Below are 17003 nucleotides of genomic sequence, written 5' to 3' on the forward strand. Positions count from 1 at the left end.
CACCTCCCCGTCAGCCGCCCGGGGCCGTCGGCCGGAACAGATGTGATGATCGGCAGAAGTTGGCGCAGGGGCGGCGGGTGGGGCGGGAGTTGGGGCGGATCTCTCGTAGAGTTTCCGCGTGGGATCTCTGCGCAATCCGGTCGGGCCGCTCCCCTCCTCCATCTACTGGCGACGGAGGGCCATCGCTGCGGGGCTGATCCTGCTGCTCATGGCACTGATCGTCTGGTTCGTCAGTTCGGGTGACGGCGATCCGCAGAAGGGCAGCGGCGGCGCGAGCGCCTCCTCGCCCGCACCGTCCATCACCCCAGGGCCCAAACCGTCCGGCCCCGCCATCAGCAGCGGCCCGGGCAACGCGAGCGGCAACGGGGGCGCGGACGGCGGCGACGGCGGCACGGGCGGGAGCGCGGGCCCCGGTGACGGCGGCACCGGCTCCGGCTCGGACGGCTCGGGCGCCGACTCCGGTGCGGGGTCCACCACTTCGGGCGCGGGAGCCTCGGGCTCCGGTGCGGGACCGGGCTCCGGTACGGCCGCCGGGCACCGGGTTCCCGCGGACTCTTCGCTCCCCGACTGCGCGGCCGGTGCTCTCCGGTTGACACTGGAGAGCACGAAGGTGTCGTACGAGCCCGAGGAGAAGCCCGAGTTCCGGATCGTCGCCGGCAACAGCTCGGCCACCACCTGCAAGACCGATCTCGGCCCGGCCGCGGCGGTGTTGACGATCAGTGACGACTCCGACGAGGAGATCTGGTCCTCGAAGGACTGCCCCGACGGCACCGGCGCCCTGTGGGTGTCGGTCCCGGCGGGCGGCACCGTCACCCAGACCGTCGAGTGGGACCGGCGCCCCAGTGACGCCGACAGGTGCGACACCCCGTCCAAGCGGTCCGCCGAACCCGGCACGTACCTGGCGGAGCTGACCGCCCCGGGCCAGAAGATCCAGCGGGCGTCGATCACGCTGGCGAAGGACTGAGGCGGCCCGCAGGGGGCGTTCCCCGCCCCGTGCTCCCCCGGACCGGGGTGTCGCACCCGCCGCCCCTCCGGCAGCTCAAGCGCCGGAGGGACCGAGCCCGGCGGGTCGGCATCCTCGGCCCGCCCGGGGGCCGAGAGCCGTCCCGGGGGGTGCCCCTCGGGAGCGGAGATCGGCGGAGCGGTCGAAGGGGTCGGGGGTGAAGCCCCTGTTCCCGGGGGCCCGCCGCGCGTCCGCCACCGGGTACAGCCGGGAAGGCCCCGGCACACCTCGGTGTCTGACTGCGAACCGGTCACAGGGAGGTGTGCGGGTGAGCTGCATCTCGGGCGAGACGGCGGGTCATGAGGATGATCATTGACCACTTGGCCATGGCTTCGTGGTGAGCGGGCAGGCGCTCGTGGTGTCACATGCGCGTAGGCCCGCCCTTTGACGCTCGGGGCCGTCTGCGCAGGTCAGCGACGGATTGCGCGCCCCGGGAACGCGAACGCCCCGCCTGATGTGGCGGGGCGTTGAGGTGCTTGGGGCCCGGTCGGCGGGCCGCGCGTCAGTCGGCGGACTCGCCACCCTCGGGACCGTCGGCGGGTGGCTGGTCGACGACGAAGGAACCCATTCCAGGCTCGGTGTACACGAAGCCGTCCGCGCGCAACTGCCGATGCACCTTCTGTGCGGTGACGTTGGCGATGTTGAACTCCCCTTGGAGCTGCACGACGCTCGGCACCCGTGTTCCGGGCGGGTAGGTCCCGTCCTTGATTCGGGCGCTGATGATCTCGTGCACCTGTCGCCACCTGGGGCGATTGTCGGCTAGCTCCATGTAGCGCAGCGTAGGTAGCCATGTTCTGATCTGGCGATCGGTCGTACGCCATATCGCGCTGTGTCAGGGTGTGGCATGGTGGACCTAGCAGAGACCCCCGCGACGGGTGGAGCCGTCCGGGGGCGTGGCCAACCTGAATGGAGCAGGTCGACATGACAGACCCTATCTGCCGGATCGCTGAATGGCTCCGGCTGGTGTTCGCGCCCGGTTCCGGCCGGCGGCGGGCGGGTGCCCGCCCGACCACGGCGGCTCCCACCGCACAGCCCCAGAGCCCCCGTACCTCGTACGGGCGGGTTGCGCAGTTCGGCCCGGGGTGGGGCTGGACCGCGCGTCCCCGGCCCCCGTACGGGCTGCGCGGGACGTTCGACGGCGACACGCTCGTCCTGGTCCGGCCGTACCTGGTCGCTCACGAGGAGCGGCAGGAGCGGGCGCGTCAGCGGCGGCGGTGCCTGGCGCTCGTGATGGCGGCGGACTTCGGTATCGACCTTGACCGGCGCGTCCTGCACGGGGTGTCCCGGTGAGCGCGCATCTGAAGCGGGTGGAGCCGCTGGGGACGGAGCCGTGCGGGGTGCGGCGCCCGGGGTGGGAGCGGCCGGGGCCCGGTCGTCACCGCCTGCCGTGCATCCTGCCCGCCGGGCATGAGGGTGAGCACCGGGACGCGTTCGCGCAGACGTGGGCGGCCCCGGTCCCGTGCGGGGCGCGGCGGTCCGGGTGGGAGAGGCCCGGTCCCGGTCGTCACCGCTTGCCGTGTGTCCTCCCCGCCGGGCACGAGGGCGGGCACCGGGACACGCTCGGGCAGACGTGGGCGGCCCCGGTCGAGACCGGACAGGCCGCGCCGACCGGTGAGCGGCGCCCGGCGCGGCGGCGCCCGGTCCGTATGTGCGTGGAGTGCCACCGGATCACGGACGCGCCGGTTGTCGTCTCTGAGGTGCACCAGAACAGCGGGCCCGGGTTCAACGTGTACGCGTGCCCTGACTGCGCGTCGCACTTCCCGCCTGTGCCCGACGCGCTCGACCTGCTCAACGGGTGGCACCGACGCCCCCGGGACGGCGACCGGTGAGCGGGCGCCGCCCGACGCGGGTGGAGGCGTGGGCGGAGATGGACCGTACCGGGAAGTCCGGGGCGTGCGTGATGGGTGAGTGCGGTTACTGCACGCCTCCGCTGGACGTGTACGTGACGCCGCGCGGGCGACCGGTCGTCGGCCCGCCGGTCATCTCGATCCGGTGCACGTGCGCCTGTCACCGAGGACGTTCCGTGCGGCGGCAGGTGATCACCGTGTAGACCGGCCGTCCGCCCCGCTTCCCTTCCCCCAGGCGGGCGGGGCGGGCGGCCCCTGACAGCCTCCCGCGCCCGGCGTCCATGGCCCCCTTCGGCCGGGCACGGGAGGCACCCAACGGCCCCCGGGAATCGCTCCCGGGGGCCGTTGCTCTGCCCGCTCTACTCGTCGGCCCTTCCCCGCCGGGCACGCACCGCGCGCCGCTCGGCGTCGCGTCGTCACGACCCTGCCCCTGTCTCGTCGACGATGCACCGCCCGAGCTGGGCCATGGCACGGGGGGTGAGTCCCAGTGCCGCACCCGCGTGCCGGGCTTCCTGCACCTGCCACGCGGACGCCTCACCCGCGAGGATCGCGGCCTCGTACACGATCAGCAAACGCGACCGTGCCGCGCGCCGTGTCGTCCCACTGAACTCCGTCCGGACCGTAAGAGAGAGAAAGACCTGGAACCGACCACGACCTCACTGCCTGCCGCACCTCAGCTCTGGGCCGCACACCCCTGCACGGTTGCTGGTTCTCAGTCAGGCACTCAGACGTACCGCTCCAGGATGGACGACTCCGCCAGCCGCGACAGCCCCTCGCGCACGCTCCGCGCCCGCAGTTCACCGACCCCGTCGACGGCCTGGAGGTCGTCCACGCTCGCGGCGAGCAGCTTCTGCAGACCGCCGAAGTGCTCCACGAGCCGCTCGATGATCGCCCCCGGCAGCCGCGGCACCTTGGCCAGCAGCCGGTAGCCGCGAGGCGACACCGCCGAGTCGAGGGTCTCGGGCGAACCGCTGTAGCCGAGCGCCCGCGCGACGGTCGCCAGGTCCAGCAGTTCGGGGTGCGACAGTCCGTCCAGTTCGGTGAGCGCCTCGGCGACCGTGCGGGACCGCTTCGCGGTCGGCTCGGGCACGTAGTCCCGGACGACCAGCTCCCGCTCGGGCTCGACCCCCGCGATCAGCTCGTCGAGCTGGAGCGCGAGGAGGCGGCCGTCGGTACCGAGCTCGACGACGTACTCGGCGATCTCGGTCGCGATCCGGCGGACCATCTCCAGCCGCTGCGCGACCGCTGACACGTCCCGGACGGTGACCAGGTCCTCGATCTCCAGCGCGGACAGCGTGCCGGCCACCTCGTCCAGCCGGAGCTTGTACCGCTCCAGCGTCGCGAGCGCCTGGTTGGCGCGCGACAGGATGGCGGCGGACTCCTCCAGGACGCGGCGTTCACCGTCCACGTACAGGGCGATCAGCCGCATCGACTGCGACACGGAGATCACGGGGAACCCGCAGCTCTTGGACACCCGGTCGGCGGTGCGGTGCCGGGTGCCGGTCTCCTCGGTCCGGATCGACGCGTCGGGCACCAGCTGGACGCCGGCGCGGAGGATCTTGGTGATGTCCTTGTCGACGATGAGCGCGCCGTCGAGCTTGCACAGCTCGCGCAGGCGGGTCGCGGTGAACTCCACGTCCAGCACGAAGCCGCCGGTGCACATCGACTCGACCGTCTTGTCCATGCCGACGACGATGAGACCGCCCGTGTTGCCACGGAGGACGCGCTCCAGGCCGTCACGCAGCGCGGTGCCGGGGGCGACCGCGCTCAGGGACGCGCGCATCAGCGCTTCGTTGCCGGAGCCTCCGCCGGACTTTCCGGGCGTTGATGCCCGGTCGTTGGCTGCCACTGCACTCCTCCGGCTCGTACGGATGGGCGAGACCAGGGCAAAGTCTAGCGACCCACCCTTCCCCGCTGCGGGCAGTCGGGAGCGCCGCGGCTTCGCGCACCCGGGCCCCGCCCCCGGGCCCCCCGTCGTCGCGGCTTCGCCGCCCGTCCCCGGACGCCCCCGGGCCCTTCGGCCAGCGGGGCCCCGCTGGCTGGATCAGCCCTCCCGCGCCGCCCGGCGCGACCGCGGCAGCACCCGCAGTGCCTCGCCCACGTCCGCGACCTCCTGCACCCGCATCCCCGCAGGGACCCGCCCCGGGTCCGACGGGACCAGAGCGTGCGTGAAGCCCAGCCGATGCGCCTCGGCCAGCCGCCGCTGCACCCCCGTCACGCGCCGGACCTCACCCGCCAGCCCCACCTCCCCGATCGCGACCAGGTTCTTCGGCAGGGGCGTGTCGGACGCGGCCGAGGCGAGAGCCAGCGCGACCGCCAGATCGGCCGCGGGCTCCGAGAGCTTCACGCCGCCCACCGTCGCACTGTAGATGTCCCGCTTCCCGAGCGCGCTGATCCGCCCCCGCTGTTCCAGGACCGCCAGCATCATCGAGACGCGGGACGTCTCCAGGCCGGACGTCGTGCGGCGCGGCGAGGGGATCTGCGAGTCGACCGTCAGCGCCTGCACCTCCGCCACCAGGGGCCGACGCCCCTCCAGCGTCACCGTCAGACACGTGCCCGGCACGGGCTCGTCGCGCCGGGTCAGGAACAGTCCGCTCGGGTCGGCCAGGCCCGTGATCCCCTCGTCGTGCAGCTCGAAGCAGCCGACCTCGTCCGTCGCCCCGTACCGGTTCTTCACGCCCCGCACCAGCCGCAGCCGGGCATGCCGGTCGCCCTCGAAGTGCAGCACCACGTCCACCAGGTGCTCCAGCAGCCGCGGCCCCGCGATCGCGCCGTCCTTCGTGACATGGCCCACCAGCAGCGTCGCCATGCCCCGCTCCTTGGACGCCCGGATCAGCGCGCCCGCCACCTCCCGCACCTGTGCCATACCGCCCGGCGCCCCGTCGATCTCCGGCGACGCGACCGTCTGCACGGAGTCCAGGATCAGCAGGGACGGCTTCACCGCGTCCAGGTGGCCCAGCACCGCCGACAGGTCCGTCTCGGCGGCCAGATAGAGATGATCGTGCAGCGCGCCGATCCGGTCCGCCCGGAGCCGTACCTGGCTCGCGGACTCCTCACCGGTCACATAGAGCGTCGGGTGCGCCTCGCCCGCCGCCTTCGCCGCCACGTCCAGCAGCAGCGTCGACTTGCCGACCCCGGGCTCGCCCGCCAGCAGCACCACCGCGCCCGGTACGAGGCCGCCGCCCAGCACCCGGTCCAGTTCGTCGACGCCGGTCGTGCGGGCCGTGGCCTGCCTGCCGTCCACCTGTGCGATCGGCACCGCCGCCGCCGACACCCGGCCCGCCGCCGTGGTCCGGACCGCGGGCGCGCCGTACTCCTGGACCGTGCCCCACGCCTGGCACTCGGGGCAGCGGCCGAGCCACTTCACCGTCGTCCAGCCGCACTCGGTGCAGCGGAACGACGGCCTTTCCTTGGTCGACTTCGTACGGGCAGCCATGCGCCACACCGTAGCGGTGACCACTGACACCGTCCGCCCCGGCGGCCGGGCGGCCCGCCCGGGGTGACCCCTATATCCGCGATCACCGCTCGAAACCAAGAACGGCGGCGCTCTTTCGAGGGACACGTTCACCCGTAAGGCTTAAAACTGAAGGAGGGGCGCGAAGAGTGTGCCTTCGGACCCCTACGGTCGCCGGGTGACGAGCAGCAGGCTGGAACCCCCTACGCACACCACCGGCGCACACCGGGCACAGCGCCGTGCGCCCCGGAGCGGGGACCGGACGCTCGCGCAGAGCCCGCCGGCCCGGTACGAGCCCTATCTCGACGGCCTGTTCACCTACTGCCTGTCCGTGCTCTGCGACCACGGTAAGGCGACCGCCGTCCTCGGGGACACGCTCGCCGTCGCGGAGCGCCAGAACCACCGCTGCCCCGCCGACGACTCCGGGCGCAGGGCGTGGCTGTACGCCCTCGCGCGCTGGGCCTGTCTACGGGAGCTGGCGGAGCAGCGGCGGCGACGGCAGGGCGCGCACGCGGTCCGCCAGGCCGCCGCCACGCAGCGCACCACCCGGCAGCCCCACCAGGGCGGCGACGGCTCGTCTCCCGAGGGGAGCGACGAGCACCGCCGGGAGCTGGCCCGGCTCGCCTGGCCGGAGGCCGCCGGCACCACTCCCGAGCAGCGCGAGGCCCTGGAGCTGGCAGTACGCCACCAGCTGGGCGCCCCCGAGGTGGCCGCCGTGCTCGGCATGGCCCCGCAGGCCGCCCGCGAGCTGCTGTCCGCCGCCGCCTGCGAGGTGGAACGCACCCGCGCCGCGCTCGCGGTCGTCGACACCGGCTCCTGCCCGGCGGTGGCCCGCCTCGCGGGCGATCGCCGGATGCTGCTGTCGGCGGCGCTGCGCCGCGAGCTGGTCCGGCACGTCGACGACTGCCCCCTGTGCCGCCGGATCGCGGAGCGCGCCGAGGCCGCCGGGCCCTGGCCGGGGGCCACGGTCACCCCGGACACGCTGCCGCTGGTGGAGGCGCCGCGTTCGGAGGCGTACACGGCGATGGCGCACACGCCGCGCGCGCGGACCGGCGGTCCCCGCTTCGGGCGGGACGGCTTCCCGCTGGACCCGAAGGACCACGCGGCCCGCCGCGACCGGATGCGGGCGCGGGCGGTGACCACCACGGTCGTCGCGACCGTCATCGCCGCGCCGGTCCTCGCCCTGTGGGCGGCCTACCGGAGCGACCAGGCGACCACCGCGCACGGCACCGACGACCCGTCGGTCAGCGCCGCCGACGAGAACGGCGCCCTGGCGGCGGGCCGCCCCGGCCGCCGTACGTACGAGAACGCGGGCAACGCCCAGCCGGGCGGCGAGAACCCCCGTTTCCGCACCCCCAGCCAGGCACCGGACGTGACCGTGGAGGTGATCAGTCCCGGCGCCGCCACGGCCGCCACCGGCCCCGGCCGCGTCACCCTCGCCGCCCAGCCGTACGGGGACACCACGATGCTCACGCTCAGCGCGTCCGGCGGCGCTCCCGTCCACTGGTCCCTGTGGAGCGACGCGCCCTGGCTGTACGCGAGCAAGGCGTCCGGCACGCTGGAACCCGGGCAGACCGAGAAGGTGTACGTCTCCGTGAACCAGGCCGGGCAGCCGCGCGGCGCCTGGAGCGCGCGGGTCGGGGTGAACCCCTCGGGCGCGGTCGTCAGCATCGAGGGCCAGGGCCCCAAGCGGCCGTCCGCACAGCGCCCGCCGGGCCGGACCGCGAAGCCGGACCCGAGGCCCTCGGCCCCGTCCGGCCCGCCGGGCCAGGGCGACGACCGTCCGACCCGGCCTCCGGCGTCGTCCCCGCCGCCGTCCTCGAAGCCCTCCGACCCGAGCCCCGCCCCGGACCCGGACCCGGACCCGGAGCCGAGTACGGATCCGACGCCGCCGCCCGCCACCGAGCCGCCCGCCACCAGCGCACCCCCGCCGGCCGGCGGTCCTCCGCCCGCCTCGTCGCCCCCGGCGTCCGGCGACCACGGCGAGGACCCCGGAAGCGGGGGCTCGCCGTCGCCGGAGGACGACTGAGACGTTCTGCCCGACGCCCTGGAGCGGACCCGGTGCCTCAGGCCACCGGGTCCGCCGGATGCGGGGCCACCAGCGGCAGCTGCGAGGCCAGCCGCGCCTCGCACAGCTCCACGAGTACGTCGTACGCCGCCTTGCCCATCAGTTCCTTCAGCTCCGGGCGGTACGTCACGTACACCGGCTCCCCGGCGCCGTGTGCCGACGTGGCCGAGGTGCACCACCAGTGCAGGTCGTGTCCGCCCGCGCCCCAGCCCCGGCGGTCGTACTCGCCGATGGACACCTGGAGGACCTTCGTGTCATCAGGCCGTTCGATCCAGTCGTACGTCCGGCGCACCGGAAGCTGCCAGCACACGTCGGGTTTCGTCTCCAGCGGCTCCCGGCCCTCCCGCAGCGCCAGGATGTGCAGCGCGCACCCGGAGCCGCCCTCGAAGCCGGGCCGGTTCTGGAAGATGCACGAACCCTGCCAGCGGCGGGTCTGCCGGTCGCCGTCCTCGTCGAGCTGCACCCAGCCCGTCTCCGTACCGACGTCGTGGAACTGCCACAGCTCCGGCGTGAGCCTCGCCACGTGTGAGGCGACCCGCTTCTCGTCGTCCTCGTCGGAGAAGTGAGCGCCCAGCGTGCAGCAGCCGTCGTCCGCCCGGCCCGCCTGGATGCCCTGGCAGCCGCTGCCGAAGACGCAGCTCCAGCGGGAGGTCAGCCAGGTCAGGTCGCAGCGGAAGACCTGGTCCTCGTCGGCCGGGTCGGGAAACTCCACCCACGCGCGCGGGAAGTCCAGCCCCTTCTCGTCGGGCACACGCTGCTTCTTGGCACTCTTGCCGGAACCGGCTTTGCCCGGCTTGGCGTCTTTCGTCTTTGGCACACCCCCAGCGTAGGCGCAGCGTCTCGGCCAGGGGCAGTAGCGTTCGGGGCATGAGACTCGGAGTCCTCGACGTCGGTTCGAACACGGTGCACCTGCTGGTCATGGACGCGCACCCGGGCGCCCGCCCGCTGCCCGCCCACTCGCACAAGGCGGAGCTGCGCCTGGCCGAACTCCTCGACGCGCACGGCGCCGTCAGCGACGACGGCGTGGAGCGGCTCGTCACGATCATCGGGGACGCCCTGCACACCGCCGAGGAGAAGGGCTGCGAGGACGTCCTGCCGTTCGCGACCTCCGCGATCCGCGACGCCTCCAACGCCGACGCCGTGCTCCAGCGGGTCAGGGAGGAGACCGGCATCGACCTCCAGGTCCTCTCCGGTGAGGAGGAGGCCCGGCTCACCTTCCTCGCCGCGCGCCGCTGGTTCGGCTGGTCGGCCGGCAGGCTGCTGCTCCTGGACATCGGAGGCGGCTCACTGGAGGTCGCGTACGGCATCGACGAGGAGCCCGACGCGGCGGTGTCCCTGCCGCTCGGCGCGGGGCGGCTCACCGCCGGCTGGCTGCCGGGCGACCCGCCGGACCCGGCCGACGTGAAGGCGCTGCGCCGCCATGTGCGGGCGGCCATAGCGCGGACGGTCGGGGAGTTCGCGCGGTTCGGGAAGCCCGACCACGTGGTGGCCACGTCCAAGACCTTCAAGCAGCTCGCCCGGATCGCCGGGGCGCCCGGGTCGGGTGAGGGGCTGTACGTCGAGCGGGTGCTGAGTCGTGCGTCACTTGAGGGATGGGTGCCGAAGCTGGCGTCCATGACGGCGGAGCAGCGCCGCGCACTGCCCGGCGTGTCGGTGGGCCGGGCCGGTCAGCTCCTGGCCGGGGCGCTGGTCGCGGAGGGGGCGATGGACCTGTTCGGGGTGGACGAGCTGGAGATCTGCCCGTGGGCGCTGCGGGAGGGCGTCATCCTGCGACGGCTGGACCACCTGCCCGAGTGACGGGGCCAAACCGTACGCTGTCCCTCGTGGCAGATCCGGCTGAACCGATCGAAGCGCCGTCCCGGGCGGCCCTCCCCGAGGTGCCCGAGGTGAAGGTCGCCCTGTCGACGGCCTCCGTCTACCCCGAGTCGACGGCGACCGCCTTCGAGGTGGCCGGCCGGCTCGGCTACGACGGCGTCGAGGTCATGGTGTGGACCGACCCGGTCAGCCAGGACCTGGAGGCGCTGCGCCGGCTCTCCGACTACCACCGGGTCCCGGTCCTCGCCGTCCACGCCCCCTGCCTGCTGATCACCCAGCGGGTCTGGTCCACCGACCCCTGGGTGAAGCTCCAGCGGGCCCGGTCGGCGGCCGAGAAGCTCGGCGCGTCCACCGTCGTCGTCCACCCCCCGTTCCGCTGGCAGCGCCAGTACGCGCGGGACTTCGTGACCGGCATCTGGCGGATGGCCGAGGAGACGGACGTACGGTTCGCCGTCGAGAACATGTACCCGTGGCGCTACCGCGACCGGGAGATGCTCGCGTACGCCCCCGAGTGGGACGTCACCAAGGACGACTACCGCCACTACACGATCGACCTGTCCCACACCGCCACCGCCCGCACCGACGCGCTCGCGATGGCGTCCCGGATGGGCGGCCGGCTCGGGCACATCCACCTCGCGGACGGGCGGGGTTCCGGCAAGGACGAGCACCTGGTGCCGGGGCGCGGCACACAGCCCTGCGCGGAGCTGCTGGGGCAGCTGGCCCGTACCGGCTTCGACGGGCATGTCGTCATCGAGGTCAACACCCGGCGTGCCATGTCCGCCGCCGAACGCGAGGCCGACCTGGCGGAGGCCCTGGACTTCACCCGCCGCCACCTGGCGGGGGCGGCGCGGATCCGATGACGGGCGGCACCTCCGGGGCGCCACGCGCGCGCAGGGGGCGCGGACGGCCGTCCGCCGCCGACCGCGCCGACGGGCCGGGCGCCCGCGAGCGGATCCTTGAGGCTGCCCGTACGGAGTTCGCGGAGCGCGGCTACGACAAGACGTCGGTACGGGGCATCGCCAAGGCCGCCGGGGTGGACGCGGCGCTCGTGCACCACTACTTCGGCACCAAGGACGAGATGTTCGCGGCGGCCGTCGAGATGTCCTTCGAGCCCGCGATGGTGATCCCGGCCGTGCTCGGACAGGGCCCGGAGGGTGTCGGGGAACGGCTGGCCCGCTTCTTCCTGGGCGTGTGGGAGAACCCGGCGACCCGCGCGCCGCTGCTGGCGGTCGTACGGTCGGCGCTCACCCACGAGGCGGCCGCGAAGGTGCTGCGGGGCTTCGTGCTGCGGCGGCTCCTGGAGCGGGTGGCGGGGGAGCTGGCCGTGCCGGACCCGGAGTTCCGGGCGGAGCTGGCGGCCTCGCACATGATCGGGATCGCGATCATGCGGTACGTGATCCAGGTGGAGCCGCTGGCGACGGCGGACCCGGAGGAGATCGTGGCGATGGTGGCACCGACGCTCCAGCGCTATCTGGCGGAGGCGTGAGCCTGAGGTGCGCGCCGGGCCGGGGAATGACCGGCAGGTGAGTCGGCTGTCCCGCTATCCGGACAACCTGTCCAGAACGTGGAGCGGCGGCGTACGCTCGTAGGAGCCAGACCTGTCTGATGAGGAGCGAGCGACGATGCCCGAGCTGAGGTCCCGCACTGTCACCCACGGCCGCAACATGGCGGGCGCCCGCGCCCTTATGCGCGCCTCCGGTGTAGCGGGCGAGGACATCGGCCGCAAGCCCGTCATCGCCGTGGCCAACTCCTTCACCGAGTTCGTGCCCGGTCACACCCACCTCCAGCCGGTCGGCCGGATCGTCAGCGAGGCCATCAAGGCCGCCGGGGCGATCCCGCGCGAGTTCAACACGATCGCGGTCGACGACGGCATCGCCATGGGCCACGGAGGGATGCTCTACTCCCTCCCCTCCCGCGACCTGATCGCGGACAGCGTGGAGTACATGGTCGAGGCGCACTGCGCCGACGCACTGATCTGCATCTCCAACTGCGACAAGATCACGCCCGGCATGCTGATGGCGGCACTGCGCCTCGACATCCCGACGGTCTTCGTCTCCGGCGGCCCCATGGAGTCGGGCCGCGCGACGCTCGTCGACGGCACCGTCCGCACGCTGGACCTGGTGGACGCCATCAGCGACGCGGTGAACGACAAGGTGTCGGACGAGGACATCCTCCGTATCGAGGAGAACGCCTGTCCGACCTGCGGCTCCTGCTCCGGGATGTTCACCGCCAACTCGATGAACTGCCTCACGGAGGCCATCGGTCTGTCGCTGCCCGGCAACGGCTCGGTCCTGGCCACGCACACCGCGCGCAGGGCGCTGTACGAGAACGCGGGCCGCACGGTCGTCGAACTGACGAAGCGCTACTACGAGCAGGACGACGAGACGGTCCTGCCGCGCTCCATCGCCTCGTTCGCGGCGTTCGAGAACGCGATGGCGCTGGACATCGCGATGGGCGGCTCGACGAACACGATCCTGCACCTGCTGGCCGCCGCCCAGGAGGCGGGCGTTCCGTTCGGCCTGGAGGAGATCGACGCGGTGTCCCGCCGGGTCCCGTGCCTGGCGAAGGTCGCCCCGAACGTCGGCAAGGACCGCACGTACTACATGGAGGACGTGCACCGCGCGGGAGGTATCCCGGCGCTGCTGGGCGAGCTGCACCGGGCGGGCCTGCTGAACGAGGACGTGTGGGCGGTGCACAGCCCGTCCCTCGCGGACTGGCTGAAGACCTGGGACGTGCGCGGCGGCTCCCCGTCGCCGGAGGCGCTGGAACTGTGGCACGCGGCGCCGGGCTGCAAGCGCTCGGCGGAGGCCTTCTCCCAGTCGGAGCGCTGGGAGGCCCTCGACGAGGACGCGGAGGGCGGCTGTATCCGCTCGGCCGAGCACGCGTACTCCAAGGACGGCGGCCTCGCGGTCCTCAGGGGCAACCTGGCGGTCGACGGCTGCGTCGTGAAGACGGCGGGTGTCGACGAGTCCATCTGGACCTTCGAGGGCCCGGCGGTCGTCTGCGAGTCGCAGGATGAGGCCGTCGAGAAGATCCTCAACAAGCAGGTCACGCACGGAGACGTGGTCGTCATCCGCTACGAGGGCCCCAAGGGCGGCCCCGGCATGCAGGAGATGCTCTACCCGACGTCCTTCCTGAAGGGCCGGGGCCTCGGCAAGACCTGTGCGCTCATCACCGACGGCCGCTTCTCGGGCGGCACGTCCGGCCTGTCGATCGGCCACGCCTCACCGGAGGCGGCGAGCGGCGGAACCATCGCCCTGGTCGAGGACGGCGACCGCATCCGCATCGACATCCCGAACCGCACCATCGAGCTGCTCGTCGACGAGCCCACCCTGGCCACGCGGCGCGAGGCCCTGAACGGCCGCTACGCCCCCGAGTCCCGCGACCGCAAGGTCTCGGCGGCCCTGCGCGCGTACGCGGCGATGGCGACCAGCGCGGACCGGGGCGCGGTGCGGGACGTGACCCTCCTCCCGTAACGCGGCACCGCGCCGCCCGGGGGTACGCCCTCGGGGCATGTCCGAGGACGGGTTCCCCCGGGCTCCGCGAGCAAGGGGGCACCCCCAAGGCGGGAGGCGGGAGGCCGACGGCGGAGCCGCGCACCGGTACCGAGGGAAGGGGCCGGGGCAGCGGCGGAGCACGGCCCTACCAGCCCGCGGGCTCCGTCCCGCTCACCCCGCGCACCGACCCGTCCGGCGCCGCCGCGAACACCCGGTCCCCCGCGACCACCGGGGCCGGCAGCATCGCCGCCACACCCCCGGCCCCCATCCGCGCGGCGCTCTGCCCCGCGGGAGTCCCCGCGCCCGCGTCCACCGCGAGCAACCGCCCGTCCCCCGCCGACAGCAGTACGAACCCACCTGCCGCCACCGGCCGGGACACGCGTGCCGCACCCGTCTCGAACCGCCACAGCTCCCTCTCACCCGGGCCCACATCGACGGCCGCGAGCGATCCACCGGTCCCCACGACGTACACGGTCTCCCCGTCCACCGTCGCCTGGGCCTGGTCCGCGGGCGCGGACAGCGGAACCCGCCGCACACTCCGGCCGCCGGTGCCGAGCCGCACCACCGCGTCGACGAACTGCTCCCGGTCGGCCGACAGCAGCACCAGCCCCTCACCCCCGCCCGTCGTCTGCACGGGCGTCAGCGCCCCCCGTACCCGATGGGCCCACCGCACCGTCCCGTCCCCCGGGTCCACCGCGCTGACCACCGTCGACGCCCCGTCGGCCGCCACCGCCGCCGCGAACAGCAGCTCCCCGTCCCCGCCCGCCACCCACTGGGCCCCGCCGGCGACCGGCCGCCCACTCCACCGCTCGGCACCGTCCGTCCCGTCCAGCGCCCGCGCCCGCCCGTCGGCCCCCACCACGAGCACACCGCCGTCCACGGGCACGACCTGCGCGTACGAGGCGAGGTCCACGCCCCACCGGACGTCACCGCTCCCGGGGTCGAGTGCCTCCAGCCGGGCGGCGTCGAGCGCGGTGACCCCGGGGCTCACGACGAACACCACCCCGCCGGCCACGAACAGCTCAGCGCTCTCCGTGGCTCCGGCAGCCCCCTGGGCCCCACCCGGCACGGCCCACTGCCGCGCCCCGTCCACCTGACGCAGCCGCGCGGCCTTCACCCCCGGGGCCGCGCAGTAGAGCGCCTCCTCCCCGCCCGCCACGCACACCGGCGGCCGGCCTCCGGCAGCGCTCGCGCCCTCCAGCCGGACCTCCCACGGGGCGAACGGCTCCGCCTCCGCCGCAGGCCCCGCCGAGCGCCCCGCGCCCGGCCCCGGCGCCGTCCCGCCCACCGCCACGACACCCCCCGCGACGCCCAGCGCCAGCGCGACAGCACCCGCGACCCGCATGTGCCGCACCCACCACCGCACCGGCGCGCGCCGCCCTTCCCGCACCGGCTTCCCCACCGCCGTGGTCACCGCCCGCCGCTGCTCCGGCACCCGCGCCGCGCCGCCCTCCAGCCGCAGAGCCGTCATCAGCTCCTCCGGCGTCGGCCGCTCCCCGGGCTCCTTCGCCAGGCACCGCCGGAGCAGTGGAACCAGCTCCTCCGGGACCCCCGCCAGATCCGGCTCGCTGTGCACCACCTGGTACGCCACGATGTACGGGCTGTTCGAGTCGAACGGTCCCCGCCCGGTCGCCGCGTGCACCAGCACCGCACCCATGGCGAACACGTCGGCGGCGGGCCCGACCTCCCGGGGCCGCTGGAACTGCTCCGGCGCCATGAAGGGCGGTGAGCCGATCAGCTTCCCGGTCTCCGTCCGCACATCGCTGTCGGTGGGCCGCGAGATGCCGAAGTCGATGACGCGCGGTCCGTCGGCCGCCAGCAGGACGTTGCTCGGCTTGAGATCGCGGTGGACGACGCCCGCCCGGTGGATGTCCCGCAGCGCCTCCGCCAGCCCCGCGCCCAGCCTGCGCAGCTCGACGCCGTCCAAGGGCCCGTTCCGCTTCACCCGTTCAGACAGGGTCGGCCCGTCGATGAACAGCGTCGCCATCCAGGGCCGCAGGTCTTCCGGAGCGGCGTCCACGACCGGCGCGGTGAAAGCCCCGCTGACCCGCCTCGCGGCGCTGACCTCCTGCCGGAAACGGGCCCTGAACTCGGGTTCCGCCGCGTGCTCGCGGTGCACGACCTTCACGGCGAGGCGCAGCCCGGAGTCCGAGGCCGCCAGCCGTACGACTCCCATGCCACCGGACCCGAGGACCTCACCGAGCCGGTACCGCCCGGCGTACTCGGGTTCCGGCCGTTCTTCCGGATGTTCCGCTTCCGGTACGGGCCCGGTGCTGCGCAGCGGCGGCATCGTCCACCCCCGTAAATGCTCCCGCGACGCACGGAGCCTAGTCGATGATGCGTGCGACGCCGGTATGGCTTGTTAGCCTCCGTGCATCGTGGCGCCCGCAGGGGGTGGGCGCCTCACCAGGGGGAGGTCGGCCATGACGGCCAGCTCGGTCAAGCGCTACCCGGTGGCACCGGGCGTCCGGCTCAACGTCCGCAGCGGCCCGGGCACGCAGTACGGCATCGTGAAGGTGCTGCCCGAGGGCGTGAGCGTGCCGGTGAACTGCCAGACGACCGGCACCTGGGTCACCGGCACGTACGGCACCACGAACATCTGGGACAACATAGGCAACGGCCAGTTCGTCTCGGACGCGTACCTGTACACGGGCAGCGACGGCTACGTGGCGTCCCGCTGCGCCTGACCGTGTCGGGGGCGGGCAGGCGATAATCGCCCCGTGAACAAGAAGCCGAACGCGAAGCCGGACACGAACGCACCCGGTCCGCAGCCCGAGCCCCTCCGCTTCTTCGGCACGACCTGGGTCGCGCACGACAGGGGCTACGGTCTGCGGCGCGCGGCCGTCGCCGCCGGCTCCCTGACGGCCGCGGTCGCCGGAGTGTTCGTGCTGCGCCTGGCGTACGAGGGCCTGGCCATCGCCCAGGTGGGCGGCTTCGTCAACGGCCTGGTCCTGGCCATGTTCGCCATCTGCACGGCGATGGCCTTCCGCAAGACCTGGGAGGGCTTCACCCGCCGACCCGCCGACCCGTCCCAGGAGGACGCCCTGCGCGGCCTGAAGGCCATCGGCTTCGTCGGCTCCCTCCTCGCCTACTTCCTCCGCTCCCTCCGAGAGGCCCCCGGCGAACACCTGCTCCGCACGGAGTACGAGGCGGCGGCGTCCCGCCACAAGTCCCGCCGTGCCTCCCGCACGGGCAACCCGGCAGCCCGCAGGAACCGCCGCTGACCCGTCCCCCACCACCACGCGCCGGTACCCGCCCGCCGCCGGTCCGCCGCGGCTCCCGCCGACCGCCGGCGCGTCCCGCCCGCCCCGCCCACGGC

16 protein-coding genes are annotated in these 17003 nt (G+C 73.9%); 10 read left to right on the plus strand and 6 right to left on the minus strand.

Going from position 1 to position 17003, the window contains the following annotated elements:
- Positions 1-118: 118 nt before the first annotated feature.
- On the plus strand, positions 119-964 hold the full coding sequence (locus tag I3F58_RS14580) for a hypothetical protein (protein ID WP_240108941.1): 846 nt from the start codon (positions 119-121) through the stop codon (positions 962-964).
- 541 nt (positions 965-1505) lie between these two features.
- On the opposite strand, the gene I3F58_RS14585 is transcribed toward I3F58_RS14580, so the two are convergent.
- Positions 1506-1772 carry a GntR family transcriptional regulator gene (locus I3F58_RS14585; protein WP_240108943.1) on the minus strand — a complete coding sequence of 89 codons (267 nt, stop codon included), beginning with the start codon at positions 1770-1772 and terminating at the stop codon, positions 1506-1508.
- Between the two features lie 152 nt (positions 1773-1924).
- Here I3F58_RS14585 and I3F58_RS14590 point away from each other — a divergent pair, with 152 nt between their 5' ends.
- The gene (locus tag I3F58_RS14590; RefSeq protein ID WP_240108945.1) at positions 1925-2293 is read left to right on the plus strand and encodes a hypothetical protein; all 369 of its coding nucleotides are present in this window, start codon (positions 1925-1927) and stop codon (positions 2291-2293) included.
- A gap of 221 nt (positions 2294-2514) precedes the next feature.
- Positions 2515-2832: a hypothetical protein gene (locus tag I3F58_RS14595; RefSeq protein WP_240108947.1), complete on the plus strand. Its 318-nt coding sequence runs from the start codon at positions 2515-2517 to the stop codon at positions 2830-2832.
- A gap of 434 nt (positions 2833-3266) precedes the next feature.
- Here I3F58_RS14595 and I3F58_RS14600 read toward each other — a convergent pair whose 3' ends face one another.
- The 3 genes from I3F58_RS14600 to radA form a co-directional block, all read right to left on the minus strand.
- Complete coding sequence (locus I3F58_RS14600; protein ID WP_240108948.1) at positions 3267-3422, minus strand: hypothetical protein; 156 nt, start codon at positions 3420-3422, stop codon at positions 3267-3269.
- 152 nt (positions 3423-3574) lie between these two features.
- Positions 3575-4699: a DNA integrity scanning diadenylate cyclase DisA gene (disA, locus tag I3F58_RS14605; RefSeq protein WP_240108950.1), complete on the minus strand. Its 1125-nt coding sequence runs from the start codon at positions 4697-4699 to the stop codon at positions 3575-3577.
- Positions 4700-4894: 195 nt separating this feature from the next.
- Positions 4895-6286: a DNA repair protein RadA gene (gene radA / locus I3F58_RS14610; RefSeq protein ID WP_240108952.1), complete on the minus strand. Its 1392-nt coding sequence runs from the start codon at positions 6284-6286 to the stop codon at positions 4895-4897.
- Between the two features lie 196 nt (positions 6287-6482).
- On the opposite strand from radA, the gene I3F58_RS14615 reads away from it, so the two are divergent.
- Positions 6483-8333 (plus strand): hypothetical protein, encoded by a 1851-nt coding sequence (locus I3F58_RS14615; RefSeq protein WP_240108954.1) that lies wholly within the window; start codon positions 6483-6485, stop codon positions 8331-8333.
- Positions 8334-8370: 37 nt separating this feature from the next.
- Here the strand turns inward: I3F58_RS14615 and I3F58_RS14620 are convergent, their stop codons facing one another.
- On the minus strand, positions 8371-9189 hold the full coding sequence (locus I3F58_RS14620; protein WP_240108957.1) for a hypothetical protein: 819 nt from the start codon (positions 9187-9189) through the stop codon (positions 8371-8373).
- A gap of 50 nt (positions 9190-9239) precedes the next feature.
- Here I3F58_RS14620 and I3F58_RS14625 point away from each other — a divergent pair, with 50 nt between their 5' ends.
- From I3F58_RS14625 to ilvD, 4 genes are all read left to right on the plus strand, one after another.
- Positions 9240-10169, plus strand: a complete 930-nt coding sequence (locus I3F58_RS14625) for a Ppx/GppA phosphatase family protein (RefSeq protein ID WP_240108958.1) — start codon at positions 9240-9242, stop codon at positions 10167-10169.
- An 80-nt stretch (positions 10170-10249) separates the two neighbouring features.
- Positions 10250-11047, plus strand: a complete 798-nt coding sequence (locus I3F58_RS14630; protein ID WP_240108986.1) for a sugar phosphate isomerase/epimerase — start codon at positions 10250-10252, stop codon at positions 11045-11047.
- Positions 11044-11673, plus strand: coding sequence for a TetR/AcrR family transcriptional regulator (locus I3F58_RS14635; RefSeq protein ID WP_240108960.1), 630 nt, complete (start codon positions 11044-11046; stop codon positions 11671-11673). Before I3F58_RS14630 ends, I3F58_RS14635 begins: the two co-directional genes overlap by 4 nt.
- A gap of 136 nt (positions 11674-11809) precedes the next feature.
- A complete protein-coding gene (gene ilvD, locus I3F58_RS14640) occupies positions 11810-13663 on the plus strand; it encodes a dihydroxy-acid dehydratase (protein WP_240108963.1) in 1854 nt (617 codons plus the stop codon).
- A 166-nt stretch (positions 13664-13829) separates the two neighbouring features.
- On the opposite strand, the gene I3F58_RS14645 is transcribed toward ilvD, so the two are convergent.
- Positions 13830-15974, minus strand: a complete 2145-nt coding sequence (locus tag I3F58_RS14645; RefSeq protein ID WP_240108964.1) for a protein kinase — start codon at positions 15972-15974, stop codon at positions 13830-13832.
- A 133-nt stretch (positions 15975-16107) separates the two neighbouring features.
- On the opposite strand from I3F58_RS14645, the gene I3F58_RS14650 reads away from it, so the two are divergent.
- Both I3F58_RS14650 and I3F58_RS14655 read left to right on the plus strand, forming a co-directional pair.
- The gene (locus I3F58_RS14650; RefSeq protein WP_240108965.1) at positions 16108-16371 is read left to right on the plus strand and encodes a peptidase; all 264 of its coding nucleotides are present in this window, start codon (positions 16108-16110) and stop codon (positions 16369-16371) included.
- 33 nt (positions 16372-16404) lie between these two features.
- Complete coding sequence (locus I3F58_RS14655; protein ID WP_240108966.1) at positions 16405-16908, plus strand: hypothetical protein; 504 nt, start codon at positions 16405-16407, stop codon at positions 16906-16908.
- Positions 16909-17003 lie beyond the last annotated feature (95 nt).

The organism is Streptomyces sp. MUM 203J (assembly GCF_022414595.1).
GTDB lineage: Bacteria > Actinomycetota > Actinomycetes > Streptomycetales > Streptomycetaceae > Streptomyces.